Genomic DNA, 15,363 nt, shown 5'->3' with positions numbered 1-15,363 from the left:
GACTTGCCTGGCAGACGGGCGTATCTTGGGCTGGCTTTCGCCCGTCTGCCGGGCAAGTCGGTGGATCTAGAAAGCGAAGCCGCCGGGGCGGTGGTTGCGGTCCGCGATGAGGCCGGCCAGGGTGGCCACGGCGATCTCGGCGGGGGTACGCGAGCCGATGTTCAGCCCGATCGGCCGGTGCACCCGGGCGACGGCGTCGTCGGGCACGCCCCGCTCGCGCAGCGCCGCCACGTGGGGGGCGGTGTGCCGGGGACTGCCCATCACGCCGATCCAGCGCGCCCGGGTCTGCAGCGCCGCGTCGAGCAGCGCGCCCAGCTCGGGCCGGTCGTGGTCGGTGACCACCACGTCGGCGTCACCGTCGGCGAAGGACGGATCGACCGAGCTGGCCAGGTGCAGGTGGCCGGGAGGGGACGAGGTGTCCACCCGGCTCAGATCGGGCTCGACCAGCACCGTGCGGTAACCGAGGTCGTGTCCGAAGCGAAGCAGGTGGTCGGCGACCGGCGACGCGAACACCGCGACCAGGGTGCGCGTTCCGCGATGCGGGGGAAGGTCACCGTGCGCGGTCGCGCAGGCGGGTTCCGTGTGCCCGGTTGTCACGTGGCCAGCCTAGCCCGGCGGACCGCGCTTGCCCGTGACTGGTCCGCAACCCACCGATCCGGAAAATCTACAGCGGCGCCAGTAGACATTCGGAGAGCGCGTGTGTAATCTTCTACTTGTTGCGAACGAAGATCTATTGACTGCGACAGGTGAACTGGCGCATGACGTAGGGAGCAGGACCGCCCGGCTGATCAGTCGCGAGGCCAGGTGAGTGAAAGGGGCCTCGCGGCCGCGCACGGGCGAAGGACCGGGAGACCCGGTCGTGGCAGGACCAGTGGTTGATCAAGTTGTACAGGAAGAAGCGAGAGGAGTAGGTGCCATCGGATCCCCGCGCGGCATCGCCGTCGCGGGCCGCAGACCCCGAACGGAAGGTGGTCCCCGGTCGTATCCACGCGATCCCCGTACGCCCGCCGAAACGGGCGGCTACGGGAACACGATGAGCCGGTGCAAGTGACCGGCGATGGTATGTAACTCGATCTCTCAAGGATCCCGGTGCCGTCAGGCACCGGGATCCTTGCCTGCGTTTCAAGGAAAGGTGCCTATGACCTCTGGCGAAAAGGCTTCGGCCGACAAGTTCGACGATGACGACTATCCCGCCTACACGATGGGCCGAGCCGCCGACATGCTCGGCGTGACGCAGGCATTCCTGCGCTCCCTGGAGGGGGGCCTGTTCGTTCCGGCGCGCTCCGACGGCGGTCACCGTCGCTATTCGCGCTACCAGCTGCGGCTGGCCGCCCGGGTCCGCGAGATCACCGATCAGGGCACCCCGGTGGAGGCCGCCTGCCGCATCATCATCCTGGAGGACCAGCTCCAGGAGGCTCTGGAGCTCAACCAGCGTTACGAGGCCGAACGCCGGGCCGCTTCCGAGGGCCGCTGACCGTCGCACGGCAACCGACCTCCACGGCCGAGAACGTCGGGCGCCGTCCTGCGTCAGAGCGGGATGTTGCTGTGGGCGCCGCGGGCGGCGGGGGCGGCGGCCAGGGCCTCGGCGATGCGGCGGCGGGACTCGGTGGGCTTGATGACGTCGTCGACGACGCCGATCTCGACGGCGCGGTTGACGCCGCCGGCGTTGCGGGTCTGCTCCTCGACGAGGCGCAGGCGCAGCTCCTCGCGCTCTTCGGCGGGGGCGGCGGCCAGTTTCCGGCGGTGCAGGATGTTCACGGCGGCGCCCGCGCCCATGACGGCGACCTCGGCGTTCGGCCAGGCGAAGACGGCGCTCGCGCCGAGCGCGCGGGAGTTCATCGCGATGTACGCGCCGCCGTACGCCTTGCGGGTCACCAGGGTCACCCGGGGCACGACCGCCTCGGCGAACGCGTGCAGCAGCTTCGCGCCGCGGCGCACCACGCCGTCCCACTCCTGGCCCAGGCCGGGCAGGTAGCCGGGCACGTCCACCAGCACGATCAGCGGCACGCCGAGCGAGTCGCACATGCGCACGAAGCGGGCCGCCTTCTCGGCGGCGGCCGAGTCGAGGCAGCCGCCCAGGCGCATCGGGTTGTTGGCGACGACGCCGACGGTGCGGCCGGCGAAGCGGCCCAGCACGGTCACCACGTTCGGCGCCCACTTGCCGTGCAGCTCTACGCCCGGCTCGTCGAGCAGGGCCGCGACCACGGGCTTGACGTCGTAGGCGCGGTTGAACGCGGCGGGCATGGACGCGGACAGGTCGCGGTCGTCGGTGACGTCGGCCGGGACGAGGCGGCCCTGCCTGCCGAGCAGCAGGGCCAGCCGGCGCGCCTCGGCCAGCGCGGTGTCGTCGTCCTTGCAGGTCAGGTGAACCACGCCGGAACGCTTGCCGTGCGCTTCGGGGCCGCCCAGGCGCTCCATGTCGACCTGCTCGCCGGTGACGGAGCGGACCACCTCGGGGCCGGTCACGAAGATCCGGCCCGCATTGCTCATGATCACGATGTCGGTCAGTGCCGGACCGTACGCGGCGCCGCCGGCCGCCGGGCCGAGCACCACGGAGAGCTGCGGCACGCGGCCGGAGGCGCGCACCATCGCCGCGAAGACCTGGCCCACCCCGTCCAGCGCCGCCACGCCCTCGGCCAGCCGGGCGCCGCCGGAGTGCCACAGTCCCACCACCGGCAGGCGCTCGCGCACCGCGGTGTCGATCGTGTCCACGATGTGCCGGCAGCCGTCGGCGCCCAGCGCGCCACCCATGGTGGTGGCGTCGGTGGCGAAGGCGACCGCGGGCATGCCGTCGATCTCGCCGCGCGCGCCGCTCACGCCGGAGCCGTCGCTGCCGGTCAGCGCGCGTACGGTGCCCGGGTCGAACAGAGATCGCAGCCTGACCTGCGGATCGCGGTGGTCGATGGCGGCGCCGGCCGAGGTCGGGGTCGGGGTCATCCGGGTCTCCTAACGCCGAGGGACGGTGCGGACGGTGACGCGGGCACTTCGGTCGTGAGCAGCGAGGCCCAGGCACTTCGGTCGTGAGCAGCGACGCCCGGCACCTCGGTCGCGAACAGCGGGGCCCGGACACTCCGGTCGCGAACAGCGACGCCCGGACACTCTGGTCGCGAACAGCGACGCCCAGGCACCGAGTGGGCGCCTGGGCGTCGCCGGGCTGCGCCGGCTGCCGAGCATGTCGGCCGGCCGGATCAGACCTTCGTGAACAGCAGGGCGACGTTGTGCCCGCCGAAGCCGAACGAGTTGTTCAGCGCGGCCGCGATCTGCAGCGGGCGGGCCTTGAGCGCGGCCACGTCCATCGTCAGCGCGTCGTCGGGGTCGTCGAGGTTGATCGTCGGCGGCACGACCGAGTCGCGGATCGCCAGGATCGTCGCGATCGACTCCAGCGCCCCGGCCGCGCCGAGCAGGTGCCCGGTCATCGACTTGGTCGCGGTCAGCACCGGGTGCTCACCCAGCGCCGCCCGCAGCGCCGCGATCTCCGCCATGTCGCCCACCGGGGTCGACGTGGCGTGCGCGTTGACGTGGTTGACGTCCGCCGGGTCCACACCGGCGTCGCGCAGCGCCTTCGCGATGGCCCGGGCGGCGCCCGTGCCCTCGGGGTGGGGCTGCACGATGTCGTACCCGTCGGAGGTCATCCCCGCGCCGGCGAGGCGGGCGTACACCCGCGCGCCGCGCGCGGCGGCGTGGTCGGCCCGCTCCAGCACCACGATGCCCGCGCCCTCGCCGAGGACGAAGCCGTCGCGGCCCTTGTCCCACGGCCGGGACGCCTTCTCCGGCTCGTCGTTGCGCGTCGACATGGCGCGCATCGAGGCGAAGCCGGCGATCGGCAGCGGGTGGATGACGGCCTCGGTGCCACCGGCGATCACCACGTCGGCACGACCCGAGCGGATCATGTCGAGACCCCAGGCCAGGCCCTCCGCGCCGGTGGCGCAGGCGCTGGTCGGGGCGTGCACGCCGGCCTGTGCTCCGTACTCCAGGCCGACGAAGGCGGCCGGCCCGTTCGGCATCAGCATCGGCACGGTGTGCGGGCTGACCCGCCGCGCGCCGGACGCCTCCAGGATGTCGTCCTGGGCCAGCAGGGTCTGCGCGCCGCCGATGCCGGAGCCGACGACGACGCCGAGCCGCTCGCGGTCGAGGCCGGTGTCGGCCAGTCCCGCGTCGGCCCACGCCTCGGCGGCGGCGATGAGCGCCAGCGCCTCGGAGCGGTCCAGCTTGCGCAGCCGGACGCGGTCGAGGACCTCGCTCGGCTCCACCGCCAGCTGGGCGGCGATCTTCACCGTCAGCTGATCGGCCCACTCCTGGGTCAGCGGACTGACCCCGGAGCGGCCGGCCAGCATCGCGTCCCAGGTGGAGGCGACATCCCCGCCGAGCGGGGTGGTCGCGCCCATACCGGTGACGACAACGTCAGGCTTGGTCACGTCAAATCTCGCAACTTCAGGAGTTGGCGACGATGAACGAGACAGCGTCGCCGACGGTCTTGAGGTTCTGGACCTCGTCGTCCGGGATCTTCGCGCCGAACTTCTCCTCGGCGGCCACGACGACCTCGACCATGGAGAGCGAGTCGACGTCGAGGTCCTCGGTGAACGACTTCTCCTCGGAGACGTCGTCGGGGTTCACGCCGGCGACCTCTTCGAGGATCTCGGCCAGGCCGGTGACGACCTCTTCGCGAGTAGCCATGGAACTCGGTTTCCCTTCGGTTGGGTTAACTGAACTGTGGTGTAAAGCCATGGGTGGGGCTCAGGGGCAGCGGACGACCTGACCGGCGTAGGTCAGGCCACCGCCGAAACCAACGAGCAGCACCGGTGAACCGGACTTCACCTCGCCGCGCTCGATCATCTTGGACAGGGCCAGCGGGATGCTCGCGGCCGAGGTGTTGCCCGACTCGACGATGTCCCGGGACAGGACCGACGGGTCCACGCCGATCTTGCGGGCCAGCGGCTCGATGATGCGCAGGTTGGCCTGGTGCGGCACGAACCCGCCCAGGTCGCCCGGCGCGACGCCCGCCTTCTCGCAGGCCGCGAGCGCGACCTGCGGCGCGGTGGAGGTGGCCCAGCGGAAGACCTTCTGGCCCTCCTGCGTGATGTACGGCTGCCAGCCCTCGATCGCGATCGCGTCGCTCGGGTCGCTGCCCCACACCACCGGGCCGATGCCGGGCTCCTCGCCCTCGGCCGTGGCGCTGATGACCGCGGCGCCCGCGCCGTCGGCGAAGATCACGCAGGTGCTGCGGTCGGACCAGTCGGTGATCTGCGACAGCTTCTCCGCGCCGATGACGATGGCGTGGCGGGCGGCGCCCGCGCGGATCGCGTGGTCGGCGGTGGCCAGCGCGTACGAGAAGCCCGAGCAGGCGGTGTTCACGTCGAACGCGGCGGCCCCGGCCACGCCCAGCTTGTCGGCGACCCGGCAGGCCACGTTCGGGCTCCGGTCCACCGAGGAGCAGGTGGCGACCACGACCAGGTCGATGTCGGCGGCGGTCAGACCGGAGGCGGCCAGCGCCTTCTCCGCGGCGAACCCGGCCATGTCGGCGACGGTCTCGCTGTCGGCGATCCGCCGCTCCTTGATGCCGACGCGGGACTGGATCCACTCGTCGTTGGTGTCCACCATCTGGGCCAGGTCGTCGTTGGTGACGACCCGCGAGGGCTGGTAGTGCCCGAAGGCGAGGATCTTGCTGCCGCTGGTGGTCATGAGGTGCTCTCCGATCCGGACGACGGGGCCGACCCGTGGCGCGCGATCAGGTCCTTCGCGGCGGGCAGGTCGTCGGGTGTGTTCAGCGTGACGATCTCCGGGGTGCCGGGCTTCAGCTCACGCTTGACCAGGCCGGCCAGGGTGCCGGCCGGCGGCAGCTCGATGACGGCGGTGACGCCGAGGTCGGCCAGGGCGCGCATGCACAGGTCCCAGCGCACCGGCGCGGTGACCTGGCGCACCAGGCGGCCCAGCATGTCCGCGCCGCTGGTGACGGCGGCGCCGTCGGCGTTGGACAGCTGCGGGCGCGCCGCGTCGGCCGGGGTGATGCCGGCGGCGAACGACGCCAGCGCGGCCTCGGCCGGGGCCATGTACGGGGTGTGGAACGCCCCCGCCACCTGCAGCTTGATGACCCGGGTGCGGGCCGGCGGGGCGGCGGCGAACTTGTCCAGCGCGTCCAGCGCGCCCGCGGCGACGATCTGCCCGGCGCCGTTGCGGTTGGCGGCGTAGAGGCCGTGGCCGTCCAGCGCGGCCAGCAACTCGGCCTCGTCGCCGCCGAGCACGGCGGCCATGCCGGTGGGCTCCAGGGCGCAGGCCGCGGCCATCTCCCGGCCGCGTACGCCGGCCAGCGTGATCGCCGACTCGGGCGTCAGCACGCCGGCCAGGGCGGCCGCGCCCAGCTCGCCGACGCTGTGCCCGGCGACGACCGACACGCCCTGCACGGGCAGCTGCTCGGCGGCGAGCAGCGCGGCGGCGATCAGCAGCGGCTGGGTCTTGGCGGTGTCCTTGATCTCCTCGGCGTCGGCCTCGGTGCCGAGGTGCACCAGGTCGACGCCGGCGAGCTCGGACCAGGACCGCAGCCGCTCGGCGGCGCCGTCGAGGTCGAGCCACGGCTTGAGGAAACCGGGTTTCTGGGCACCCTGGCCCGGGGAGAGTACGGCGAGCACGTATTCAACCCTGAGGGATCACGGACCAGCGCGCCGTTGACGGGGATGACTAAATCCTCCTACCGAAGTTGTGGGTACCCCACAAAGATCGGCGGACGGTGGCGGAATTTTGTCCGGTTCATGCTGGCTTGGACTGCTGTTCTCCCTGCGTACCGGGCTCGAGGCGGCCCAGCGCGAGGGCGATCCGCAGGGTGAACGCGTCACGGGGAGTCAGCGGTCCGAAGCCTGTGACCTCAGCCACTCGGCGCAGCCGGTAACGCACCGTGTTCGGGTGGACGAACAGCGCGCGGGCCGTCGCCTCCAGCGCGCCGCCGTGGTTGAGGAACGCGTCCAGCGTCTCCAGCAGCTCCCCGCTGGTCCGGGCGAGCGCGCCGTACGCCGAGTGGCGCAGGATGCGCCGGGCCTCCCCGTCCCCGGCCAGCGCACGCTCGGGCAGCAGGTCGTCGGCGGCGACCGGGCGGGGCGCGGCGGGCCAGGCGGGCGCGGCCCGGTAGCCCGCCATCGCGGCGCGGGCCGACTCGGTGGCCGCCTCCAGCGACGGCACGGCCGGGCCGACCACGACCGGCCCCGCGCCGAACGCGGGCAGCAGGCGCTCGGCCGTGCCGACCGGGTCGGCGGCCCCGCCCATGACCACCACCAGGCGGTCGCCGTGCACGCCGCCGAGCACCTCCACGTCGGCGCGCCGGGCCGCCCGGTGCACGCCGTGCAGCACCACGGCCGCCTCGCCGCCGGGGGAGCGGCCCACCACCACGGCCACCGGCGGCGCGTCGGTCCAGCCCAGCGCGGCCGCCCGGCTGGCCAGCACGTCCGCCGAGTCGCCGCGCAGCAGCGCGTCCACCAGCAGCGCCTGCAGACGGGCGTCCCAGGCGCCGCGGGACTCGGCGGCGCGCGCGTACACCCGGGCCGCGGCGAAGGCGACCTCGCGCGAGTAGCGCAGCACGGCCTCGCGCAGCTGCTGCTCCTCACCCTTGGCGGCGAGGTGGGGCACCTGCTCCTCGACCACGTCGATGGTGACCTTGATCAGGGCGACGGTCTGCTGCAGGTTGATGCTGCGGGCCAGCGCCCGCGGCGCGACGTCGAACACCTCGTCGGACACGGCCTGCGGCCCGCCCTTGGTGCCCGCCCCCTGGCGGAGCCACTGCACCAGCGACTGCACCCCGGCCTGGGCCACCAGCATGACCCACGAACGCTGGTCGGCGGGCAGCTCCCGGAACCAGGCCAGCGTCTCGTCCATGCGGGACACGCTGGCCGTGGCGAGCGCGCCCGCGGACCGCTCGATCTGGCGCAGGGTCGCGGCCAGCGGCTCGCCGTCGGTCATGTGCCCCATGATAGGGAGCCGCCGGCCCCCCGAGCCGCGGCTCACGGCGCACCGCCCGGCGCGGCCGTGCTGCCGGAACGCCGCGTGGCCAGGGCCGTCACGGCTGGTGGGGCGCCTCGCCCGGGACCGTGGGATAGGCCTGTGTGGGCGGGTACGCCGGGGCGGCGGCCACCGTGTCCGGGGCCGGGACCGCGGCCGGGTACGCCGGCGCCGAGTCCAGAGCGGCCTGCGCCGCGCGCTGGCGGCGGCTCAGCCACACGGCCAGCACCACGATGCCCACGATCACGAGCAGGCCGAGCGCCCCGCCCACCACGGCCACCACAGGCCACGGGAAGGAGCTGTCCTCGGCGACCGCGCGCAGCTTGTTGTCCTCGCCGATCTGCAGGTCCCAGCGCACGGTGCGGCCGTCGGCGACCGCGCGGGAGTCGTGCTCGACCACCTTGCCGGGAAAGGTGACCGCGAACGTGATCCGGATGCCGCTCAGGAACGGGCGCATCAGCTCCGCCTGCCTGCCCAGGTCGGCGACGCCGGTGCCGAGGTCGGCGGTGAAGACGAACTTCCCGTCGGCGTGGGTGAGCGAGGGCGCGCCCGGCTTGCCGGAGTTGAAGTCCGCCAGCGGCAGGTCGTCGTAGACGATCTTCTTGCCGTAGTACTTCCCGTCGTCGTACACCTCGGTGCGCGAGCCCTCCGGCAGGTCGGACATCCCGCTCTCGGCGTTGGCGAAGGCCTGCTCCGGATCCTTGCCGCTCATCTTGAGCACCGACTTGTCCAGCGCCAGCACGACCGTGCCGTCCAGCGTGTCGTCGCTGTTGACGGTCAAGTCCAGGTCGAGCTTCATGCAGCCGGTCAGGCTGAACGCCACCAGGGCGAGCGCGGCGACGGTGCGCAGGGAGGTCCGGAGCTTCGGCATCCGGCCAGTATGTGGCACCGCCGCCGCAGCCGGAAGCGGGGCGGCGGTGCCCAGGTCAGACGGTCCGCCGGAACGCGTACGCGATGGCGAAGACGCCGAGTGCGATCACGACGACGACCGCGCCGTTCAGCCCGACGAAGCGCTGCCAGTCGCCGACCATGGCCTGGATGTCCGGCTCCGCCGCGCCCGACCCCGGCAGGCCGCCGCCCTTGCCGCCGCCCTGCCCCGCCTCGGCGGTGCCCAGCGGCACACCGGCCTGGCGCAGCGAGCTCTCCATGGTCAAGCGGCCGATGAACCAGCCCGCGGCGACCTTGCGCTTGTCCGGCTGGGCGGCCGGGCGGAACACCCGAGGTCCGCCGACGGCCTGCGGGTAGATGTCGTAGGTCTGCTTGTCGACGTCGTTGAGCGCGGTCACCACGGTGAACTTCGGGCCGAGCTTGTCGGCCGCCGGGGACTTGGTCACACCGGGCCGGCTCGCCAGCCAGTCCACCTCGGTGATCATCGCGCCGAACTCCTTGGGGTGCTGATCGGAGCGCAGCGTGATGGGCGCCGACAGCGACTCGCCGCTGATCGTGATGCTCCTCACCACCGGTGAGGGACTGGGCTTCGGCGAAGGCGTCGGTGCGCCGTACGCGGGCGCGCCGAGCAGCAGCAGGGCTGCCGCGAACAGTCCTGCCGCGACCTTCAGAATGCTGCGCTTCATCGCCGCCCCGTTTCGTGCGTCACCTGGTGCCAGTGTGACCGGTGGTACCCCTGTAAGACCCACGGCGAACCCGTTCGGTTGCAGATCGGATAGTCACGTTTCAGACACGGTTCACACGGTGTCCGGTCGGTCACGGAAACCGCACGTCAACTGGCCGGGAACCAAACCGGCCGGTAGCGTCGACCAACTGCGGAACGCGGTGGAGCATAACGAAGCGGAGGCGATCGTGGGGGACAGTATCCAGCGGCCGGGACGGCGGCGGGGCCGGCTCGGCGGGGCGGTGGCCGCCCTGGCGTTGGCCCTCGGTGCGCTGCTGCTCGGGGCGAGCCCGGCCTGGGCGCACAACTCCCTGGTCGAGGCCACGCCCGCGAAGAACGCCACGCTGGCCACACCCCCCGCGCAGGTGAAGCTGCGCTTCCTCGCGACGCTGAAGAGCGACGGCACCAAGCTGACGGTGACCGGTCCGGACGGCGCCGCCGCGGCGGGCGCCTCGGCGGTCAGCGGCAAGATCGTGTCCGCGCCGTTCACCGGCACCGCGGGCGGCGCCTACACGGTGGCGTACGAGGTGCTGTCCCAGGACGGCCACCTCATCAAGGGCTCGTACAAGTTCACCCTGGACACGGCGGAGAGCGCCGCGGCGAGCCCGGTGCCGTCGCCGGCCGCCCCGTCCGCGGCTGCGCCGTCCACCGTGGCCGCCGCCCCCGCAGCGGACACCGAGGAGCAGACCCCGTGGGGGCCCTGGATCGGTGGCGCCGCGGTGGCGGGGCTGGTGGTCGGCGGTCTGATCAGCTTCGTCAGGCAGCGTCGGGCGAGAGCCTGACCAGCCGCCGCAGGGTGCGCTCGCGGCCGAGCACCTCCAGCGACTCGAACAGGGGCAGGCCCACGGATCGGCCGGTGACGGCGACGCGGACCGGGGCCTGCGCCTTGCCCAGCTTGAGGCCGTGCGCCTCGCCCACGGTGACGACGGTGTTCTTCAGCGACTCGGTGTCCCAGGACGGCAGCTCGCGCAGCGCGGCGATCACGTCCGGCAGGATGCCCGCGTCCTTGGACGCCTTGGCCCAGGACGCCTCGTCGATCACCGGCTCGTCCGTGAACAGGAAGTCCACGTAGGACGGCACCTCGGACAGCACCGCGATGCGGGTCTGCACCAGCTCCGCGACCTGCGCGAACACTGCCGGGTCGTAGCGGTCGGCGTCCCACGGCGGCGGCGTGATGCCGTACCCGCGCTCGGCCCGCTCCTCCTCGGTGGGGAACGGCCCGGTCAGCCACGGCACGCACGCCTGCGTGAACTCCGCCACGCTCAGCGCCCGGATGTACTCGCCGTTGAAGGCGCGCAGCTTCTTCTCGTCGAAGAACGCGGGGAGGGGTTGACCTCCTCCAGGCGGAACTCGTCCTCGATCACCGACCACGGCACGATCTCGCGGTCGCCGCTGGGCGCCCAGCCGAGCAGCATCAGGTAGTTGCGCATGGCGGCGGCGAGGTAGCCCTCGTCGCGGTACATCTCCAGGGCGACCTTGTCGCGGCGCTTGGACAGCTTCTGCCGCTTCTCGTTCACCACGACCGGCACGTGCGCCCAGACCGGCGGGGTGTGGCCCAGCGCCTCCCACAGCAGCTGCTGCTTGGGGGTGTTGGGCAGGTGCTCCTCGGCCCGGATGACGTGGGTGATCCCCATGGTCATGTCGTCCACGACGTTGGCCAGCAGGAACACCGGCGAGCCGTCGCCGCGCGCGATGACGAAGTCCTCGATCAGCTTGTTCTCGAAGGTCGGCTCGCCGCGGATCAGGTCGACTACCTTGGTGACACCCTCGTCCGGGGTGCGGAAGCGCAGCGCGCGGCCCTCGCCTGCGGGCAGGCCCCGGTCGCGGCAGAAGCCGTCGTAGCCGGAGTACTTGTTGTCGGTACGCGCCTGCACGTCGTCGCGGGTGCAGTCGCAGTAGTACGCCCGGCCCGCGTCGACCAGCTGCTGGGCGGCCTTGGCGTGCTCGGCGTGGTAGGCCGACTGGAACAGCGGCCCCTCGTACGTGTCGCGGGCGATGCCGATCCACTCCAGCGCGGAGAGGATGCCCTCGGTCCACTCGGGGCGGTTGCGCGCCGCGTCGGTGTCCTCGATCCGCAGCACGAACACGCCGCCCTGCTGCTTGGCGAAGACCGCGTTCTGCAGCGCCGAGCGGGCGCCGCCGACGTGGAACATACCGGTCGGGGAAGGGGCGAATCGCACACGTACCGTCACGGCTTCCAGCGTACGGCCCGCCCCCACCCACCCCGCCACCAGGTTTACCGAGTTAGGAAGGGCACCTTCTTCTACGGAAAACGATAAGAAGGTGCCCTTCCTTTCGATCAGGGCTGGGTGGGCTGCTCCCGGACCAGGAGGGCCACCGCGACACCCTGCGTACGCTGGGCGAACACCGTGGTGAACTCGTCGCGCAGCAGCTCGGCGCGGGCCACCGGCATGTGCGCGAACAGGTCCCGGTCCGGCGCGGAGGTGACCAGCCAGAGCCGGGTCACGCCCGCGGCGCACGCGGCCGGGTCGTCGCACTCGACCGCCTCGAAACTGCCGCGGTCCTGCCCGCGCACCGCGACGAAGACGTCCTTCGGGGCCCCGGGGACGTCACGCAGCTCGAACGTCATCCCGCGCCGGAACGTGCGCGGCCCGCCGTACGCGTCGCCGCCGTACGCGATCGCGTCCCCCGGCAGCAGCCGCGGCTTCATGATCTCGGCTGCGGTACGCAGATCCGCCTGGTTGCCCCCGGGCAGCGTGCGGGCCTCGACCTGTCCGGGCAGGCCCACCAGCGCCAGCAGCGCGAGCGCGGCCAGCGAGACCGCCCAGGCGGGTCCGTCCCCGGCCAGCGCGCGCGGCGGCCGGGCACCCGCCGCCGGGACCAGCGCCGCGGCCCGTGCCGAGAGCTGCCGCAGCGTGCAGGCGGCGAGCAGCACCCAGGCCGGGACCGTGAACAGCAGGTACCGGGAGAGCATCATGTTGATCACGGGGGTGAGCGCCAGCACGGCGGCGGGCGGCAGCAGGGCCCAGGCCAGCAGGAAGCGGCGGCGCGGCTCGCCCAGGCGCACCGACAGCACCGCCAGCGCGACCACCGCCAGGCCGACCCACATCGAGCCGAAGATGCTGGTCAGGAACTCGCGGATCGACTCCTCGCCGCGGTCGCCGATCCAGCCGATCTGGCCGGTCTGCCGCTTGCCGAGCCACAGCAGCGGGGCCACCGGCAGGCCACCGGCGGCGGTGGCGAGCAGCCAGTTGCGGGCCGCGGCCGAGCGCGCCCCGGCCAGGCTGACCACGAGCACCGCGTACGCCGCGAGCACGGTCAGCGCGACGAGATGCGACCACCCGATCGCGGTCACCGCGAGCGCGTAGGGCACCCAGCGCCGCCACGAGCCCGGCTGGTCCAGGGCGCGCAGCAGCAGCAGCGCACCGGCCACGGTGCAGGCCAGCGCGAGGGCATACGGCCGCGCCTCCGCGCCATACCGCGAGACGGACGGCAGCAGCGCGAACAGCAGGCCGGCGACGAGACCGGTGCCGGGGGAGAAGAGCCGCCGTCCCAGCGCGCCGATCAGGCCGGCCGCGGCCGCCATGGCCAGCGCCGAGGGCAGGCGCAGGCTGGTGAGGCCGTCCCCGAAGAGGGCGACCCACGCGCGGGTGAACACGTAGAACGGCGCGAAGACGGCATCTACCTTGGACAACAGCAGCTGGAGCTGGTGGTTGTCGAGTGAGGCGGCCCACCAGGTGGCGTACTCGTCCCGCCAGAGCGCGCGGCGCTCGTGGCCGATCAGGACGGTGACCAGGGTGACCAGTGCGGGCAGCGCGACGGGGAGGCTGCGGACGAGCCGCGAGCCGGAATCGGTGGCGCCGGTCGCGTGCGGTTGTGGGCGGGTCAAGCGTTGACCCCCTGACGGCTGAAAACGGCAGTCAACATGAATATCCTTATTGACCAAATACGCAGACTTATGCGGCTTATCACCTATGTTGGAGCGTTGTGAAGCAGATTGTCAAACGCCTCCTGCCGAGGCCCGCGCTGCGCGCCGCCGCCTTCCGCCTCCCGCTCCGCCAGCGCGTCCGCATCGCCAAACTGCTCGCCGGCGGACCGGTCCGCACCCGCGGCCCGGTGGCAGCCGCGGCCTCCTCGCCGGCCCGTGCCTGGCACGACAACCTGCAGACCGTCACCGGCCTGCTGGACGCCGCCGGCATCGACTACTTCTGCCTGCCGCACACCGACCCCAAGCGCAGCGCCGTCGCCGTCGCCGCCGAGCACCGCGCCGCGGTGCTGCGCCTGCTGCGCCGCCAGGACGCCGCCCAGGTCGTGCGTACCCTCGACACCGCCGGCCGCCGGGTCAGCCCGCAGCGCTGCGCCGTGGTCCAGGTCCACCGCGCCGGTACGGGCAGCGCGGGCGCGCCGCAGCTCGCCGGCGCGTACGCCTGCGAGATCGAGTTCTGGGCGACCGTGAAGGACAAGGGCTGGCAGGCGCCGCGCCAGGTGGGACCGCGCGCGCACAAGGTCGGCACCGTGCTCAGCGTCGACAACCCGGTGCAGTACGTGCCCGCCGAGCGGCTCTCCGCGTTCATGCCGCGCGACGGCGAGCCGCGCTACCGCAGCCGCGCCGTGTACGCCGAGCCCGGCCCCACCGACGTGCGGTTCCCCATCGACGTCGTCTACACCTGGGTCGACGGCGACGACCCGGCCTGGCGCATCCGCAAGGCGCAGGCGCTCGGCGAGGACCCCGACGACTCGTTCGCCGGGCTGGCCACCAACGCGTCCCGGTTCACCTCACGCGACGAGCTGCTCTACTCGATGCGCTCGCTGCACGCGTTCGCGCCCTGGGTCAACCACATCTACCTGGTGACCGACGACCAGACGCCGTCCTGGCTGGACCTGGACTCGGCGTACGTCACGCTGGTCTCGCACAAGGAGATCTTCGGCGACGTGGGGCGGCTGCCCACGTTCAACTCGCACGCCATCGAGTCGCGGCTGCACAAGGTGCCCGGCCTGGCCGAGCACTTCCTGTACTTCAACGACGACATGATCCTGGGCCGCCCCGTGCTGCCCACCCAGTTCTTCTTCGCCAACGGCGTGGCCAAGTTCTTCCCGTCCAGCTCGCTGGTGGACGTGAACCCGCCCGCACCCGCCGACGCACCGGTGGACGTCGCCGCCAAGAACAACCGGCGGCTGCTGCAGGAGCGCTTCGGCACGCAGCTCTACCAGAAGATGCGGCACGTGCCGTACCCGCTGCTGCGCAGCGTGCTGGAGGAGATCGAGACCGAGCTGCACGAGGAGTCGCACGCGACCGCCTCGCACCAGTTCCGCGACCGGGGCGATCTGTCCATCCCGTCGTCGCTGGCGCACTACTGGGCGCACAGCACCGGGCGCTCGGTGCCCGGCTCGATCAGCCACACCTACATCGACCTGGGTCGCCTCATCGCGCCGGTGATGCTGGCCCGGCTGGTCCGGCGGCGCAACGTCGACGTGTTCTGCCTGAACGACACCGACTCCGCCGTCGCCGACCTCGCCGAGCAGGCCAGCATGGTGCGCGACTTCATGGAGTCGTACTTCCCGTTCCACGCGCCCTGGGAGCTGTCCGGCCGCATGGACCTCACCCAGCGCACCCGCCAGCCGGAACCGGCCGGGGCCCCGCTCCGGGGCTGAGCGTTCCGGCGGTGGCTCGGTCCCGTGGCGGTGGCTCGGTCCCGCGGCGGCGGCGCGGTCCCGCGGCAGCGGCGCGTCGGTCGATGATCGGCGTTTCGTGTCAAGATCTGCGGTCTGGCCACAGATCTTGACACGAAACGCCGATCAAGCCTGGCCGA

13 protein-coding genes and 1 pseudogene are annotated in these 15,363 nt (G+C 72.6%); 3 read left to right on the top strand and 11 right to left on the bottom strand.

What is annotated here, in order from left to right; translation table 11 throughout:
• Positions 1 to 66 precede the first annotated feature (66 nt).
• Positions 67 to 597: an XdhC family protein gene (locus CS0771_RS37590; protein WP_244871260.1), complete on the bottom strand. Its 531-nt coding sequence runs from the start codon at positions 595 to 597 to the stop codon at positions 67 to 69.
• A gap of 541 nt (positions 598 to 1,138) precedes the next feature.
• Between CS0771_RS37590 and CS0771_RS37585 the strand changes: the two genes are divergently transcribed.
• The gene (locus tag CS0771_RS37585) at positions 1,139 to 1,474 is read left to right on the top strand and encodes a MerR family transcriptional regulator (RefSeq protein WP_212845375.1); all 336 of its coding nucleotides are present in this window, start codon (positions 1,139 to 1,141) and stop codon (positions 1,472 to 1,474) included.
• Positions 1,475 to 1,527: 53 nt separating this feature from the next.
• On the opposite strand, the gene CS0771_RS37580 is transcribed toward CS0771_RS37585, so the two are convergent.
• From CS0771_RS37580 to CS0771_RS37545, 8 genes are all read right to left on the bottom strand, one after another.
• Positions 1,528 to 2,937, bottom strand: coding sequence for an acyl-CoA carboxylase subunit beta (locus CS0771_RS37580; RefSeq protein WP_212845374.1), 1,410 nt, complete (start codon positions 2,935 to 2,937; stop codon positions 1,528 to 1,530).
• Positions 2,938 to 3,188: 251 nt separating this feature from the next.
• On the bottom strand, positions 3,189 to 4,415 hold the full coding sequence (gene fabF / locus CS0771_RS37575) for a beta-ketoacyl-ACP synthase II (RefSeq protein WP_203740543.1): 1,227 nt from the start codon (positions 4,413 to 4,415) through the stop codon (positions 3,189 to 3,191).
• A 16-nt stretch (positions 4,416 to 4,431) separates the two neighbouring features.
• Positions 4,432 to 4,674: an acyl carrier protein gene (locus CS0771_RS37570; protein ID WP_120316303.1), complete on the bottom strand. Its 243-nt coding sequence runs from the start codon at positions 4,672 to 4,674 to the stop codon at positions 4,432 to 4,434.
• 60 nt (positions 4,675 to 4,734) lie between these two features.
• Positions 4,735 to 5,679 (bottom strand): beta-ketoacyl-ACP synthase III, encoded by a 945-nt coding sequence (locus CS0771_RS37565; RefSeq protein ID WP_212845373.1) that lies wholly within the window; start codon positions 5,677 to 5,679, stop codon positions 4,735 to 4,737.
• Entirely contained in the window at positions 5,676 to 6,623 is a 948-nt protein-coding gene (locus tag CS0771_RS37560; RefSeq protein WP_212845372.1) for an ACP S-malonyltransferase, read from the bottom strand. The genes CS0771_RS37565 and CS0771_RS37560 overlap by 4 nt, the downstream gene beginning before the upstream one ends.
• Before the next feature lie 118 nt (positions 6,624 to 6,741).
• Entirely contained in the window at positions 6,742 to 7,941 is a 1,200-nt protein-coding gene (locus tag CS0771_RS37555) for a CdaR family transcriptional regulator (protein ID WP_212845371.1), read from the bottom strand.
• Between the two features lie 97 nt (positions 7,942 to 8,038).
• Positions 8,039 to 8,851 carry a DUF3153 domain-containing protein gene (locus tag CS0771_RS37550; protein ID WP_212845370.1) on the bottom strand — a complete coding sequence of 271 codons (813 nt, stop codon included), beginning with the start codon at positions 8,849 to 8,851 and terminating at the stop codon, positions 8,039 to 8,041.
• Positions 8,852 to 8,906: 55 nt separating this feature from the next.
• The gene (locus CS0771_RS37545) at positions 8,907 to 9,554 is read right to left on the bottom strand and encodes a hypothetical protein (RefSeq protein WP_212845369.1); all 648 of its coding nucleotides are present in this window, start codon (positions 9,552 to 9,554) and stop codon (positions 8,907 to 8,909) included.
• A 226-nt stretch (positions 9,555 to 9,780) separates the two neighbouring features.
• Here CS0771_RS37545 and CS0771_RS37540 point away from each other — a divergent pair, with 226 nt between their 5' ends.
• Positions 9,781 to 10,374: a copper resistance CopC family protein gene (locus CS0771_RS37540; RefSeq protein WP_212845368.1), complete on the top strand. Its 594-nt coding sequence runs from the start codon at positions 9,781 to 9,783 to the stop codon at positions 10,372 to 10,374.
• On the opposite strand, the pseudogene gltX reads toward CS0771_RS37540, so the two are convergent.
• Positions 10,349 to 11,745: pseudogene (gltX, locus tag CS0771_RS37535) on the bottom strand (glutamate--tRNA ligase). The gene CS0771_RS37540 and the pseudogene gltX sit on opposite strands and share 26 nt — an antisense overlap.
• Positions 11,746 to 11,891: 146 nt before the next feature.
• Positions 11,892 to 13,442: a glycosyltransferase family 39 protein gene (locus CS0771_RS37530; RefSeq protein ID WP_212845367.1), complete on the bottom strand. Its 1,551-nt coding sequence runs from the start codon at positions 13,440 to 13,442 to the stop codon at positions 11,892 to 11,894.
• A 98-nt stretch (positions 13,443 to 13,540) separates the two neighbouring features.
• Here CS0771_RS37530 and CS0771_RS37525 point away from each other — a divergent pair, with 98 nt between their 5' ends.
• Positions 13,541 to 15,205 carry a stealth family protein gene (locus CS0771_RS37525; protein ID WP_212845366.1) on the top strand — a complete coding sequence of 555 codons (1,665 nt, stop codon included), beginning with the start codon at positions 13,541 to 13,543 and terminating at the stop codon, positions 15,203 to 15,205.
• The last annotated feature ends 158 nt before the right edge of the window (positions 15,206 to 15,363 follow it).

This window comes from Catellatospora sp. IY07-71, assembly GCF_018326265.1.
Classification (GTDB): Bacteria; Actinomycetota; Actinomycetes; order Mycobacteriales; family Micromonosporaceae; genus Catellatospora.
This window is presented reverse-complemented; position numbering and strand designations above follow the sequence as displayed.

Coding starts and splice junctions, on each gene's coding strand:
- CS0771_RS37550 (WP_212845370.1), bottom strand. CDS start 8,851: ATGCCGAAGCTCCGGACCTCCCTGCGCACCGTCGCCGCGCTCGCCCTG.
- CS0771_RS37580 (WP_212845374.1), bottom strand. CDS start 2,937: ATGACCCCGACCCCGACCTCGGCCGGCGCCGCCATCGACCACCGCGAT.
- CS0771_RS37565 (WP_212845373.1), bottom strand. CDS start 5,679: ATGACCACCAGCGGCAGCAAGATCCTCGCCTTCGGGCACTACCAGCCC.
- CS0771_RS37585 (WP_212845375.1), top strand. CDS start 1,139: ATGACCTCTGGCGAAAAGGCTTCGGCCGACAAGTTCGACGATGACGAC.
- CS0771_RS37570 (WP_120316303.1), bottom strand. CDS start 4,674: ATGGCTACTCGCGAAGAGGTCGTCACCGGCCTGGCCGAGATCCTCGAA.
- CS0771_RS37555 (WP_212845371.1), bottom strand. CDS start 7,941: ATGACCGACGGCGAGCCGCTGGCCGCGACCCTGCGCCAGATCGAGCGG.
- CS0771_RS37545 (WP_212845369.1), bottom strand. CDS start 9,554: ATGAAGCGCAGCATTCTGAAGGTCGCGGCAGGACTGTTCGCGGCAGCC.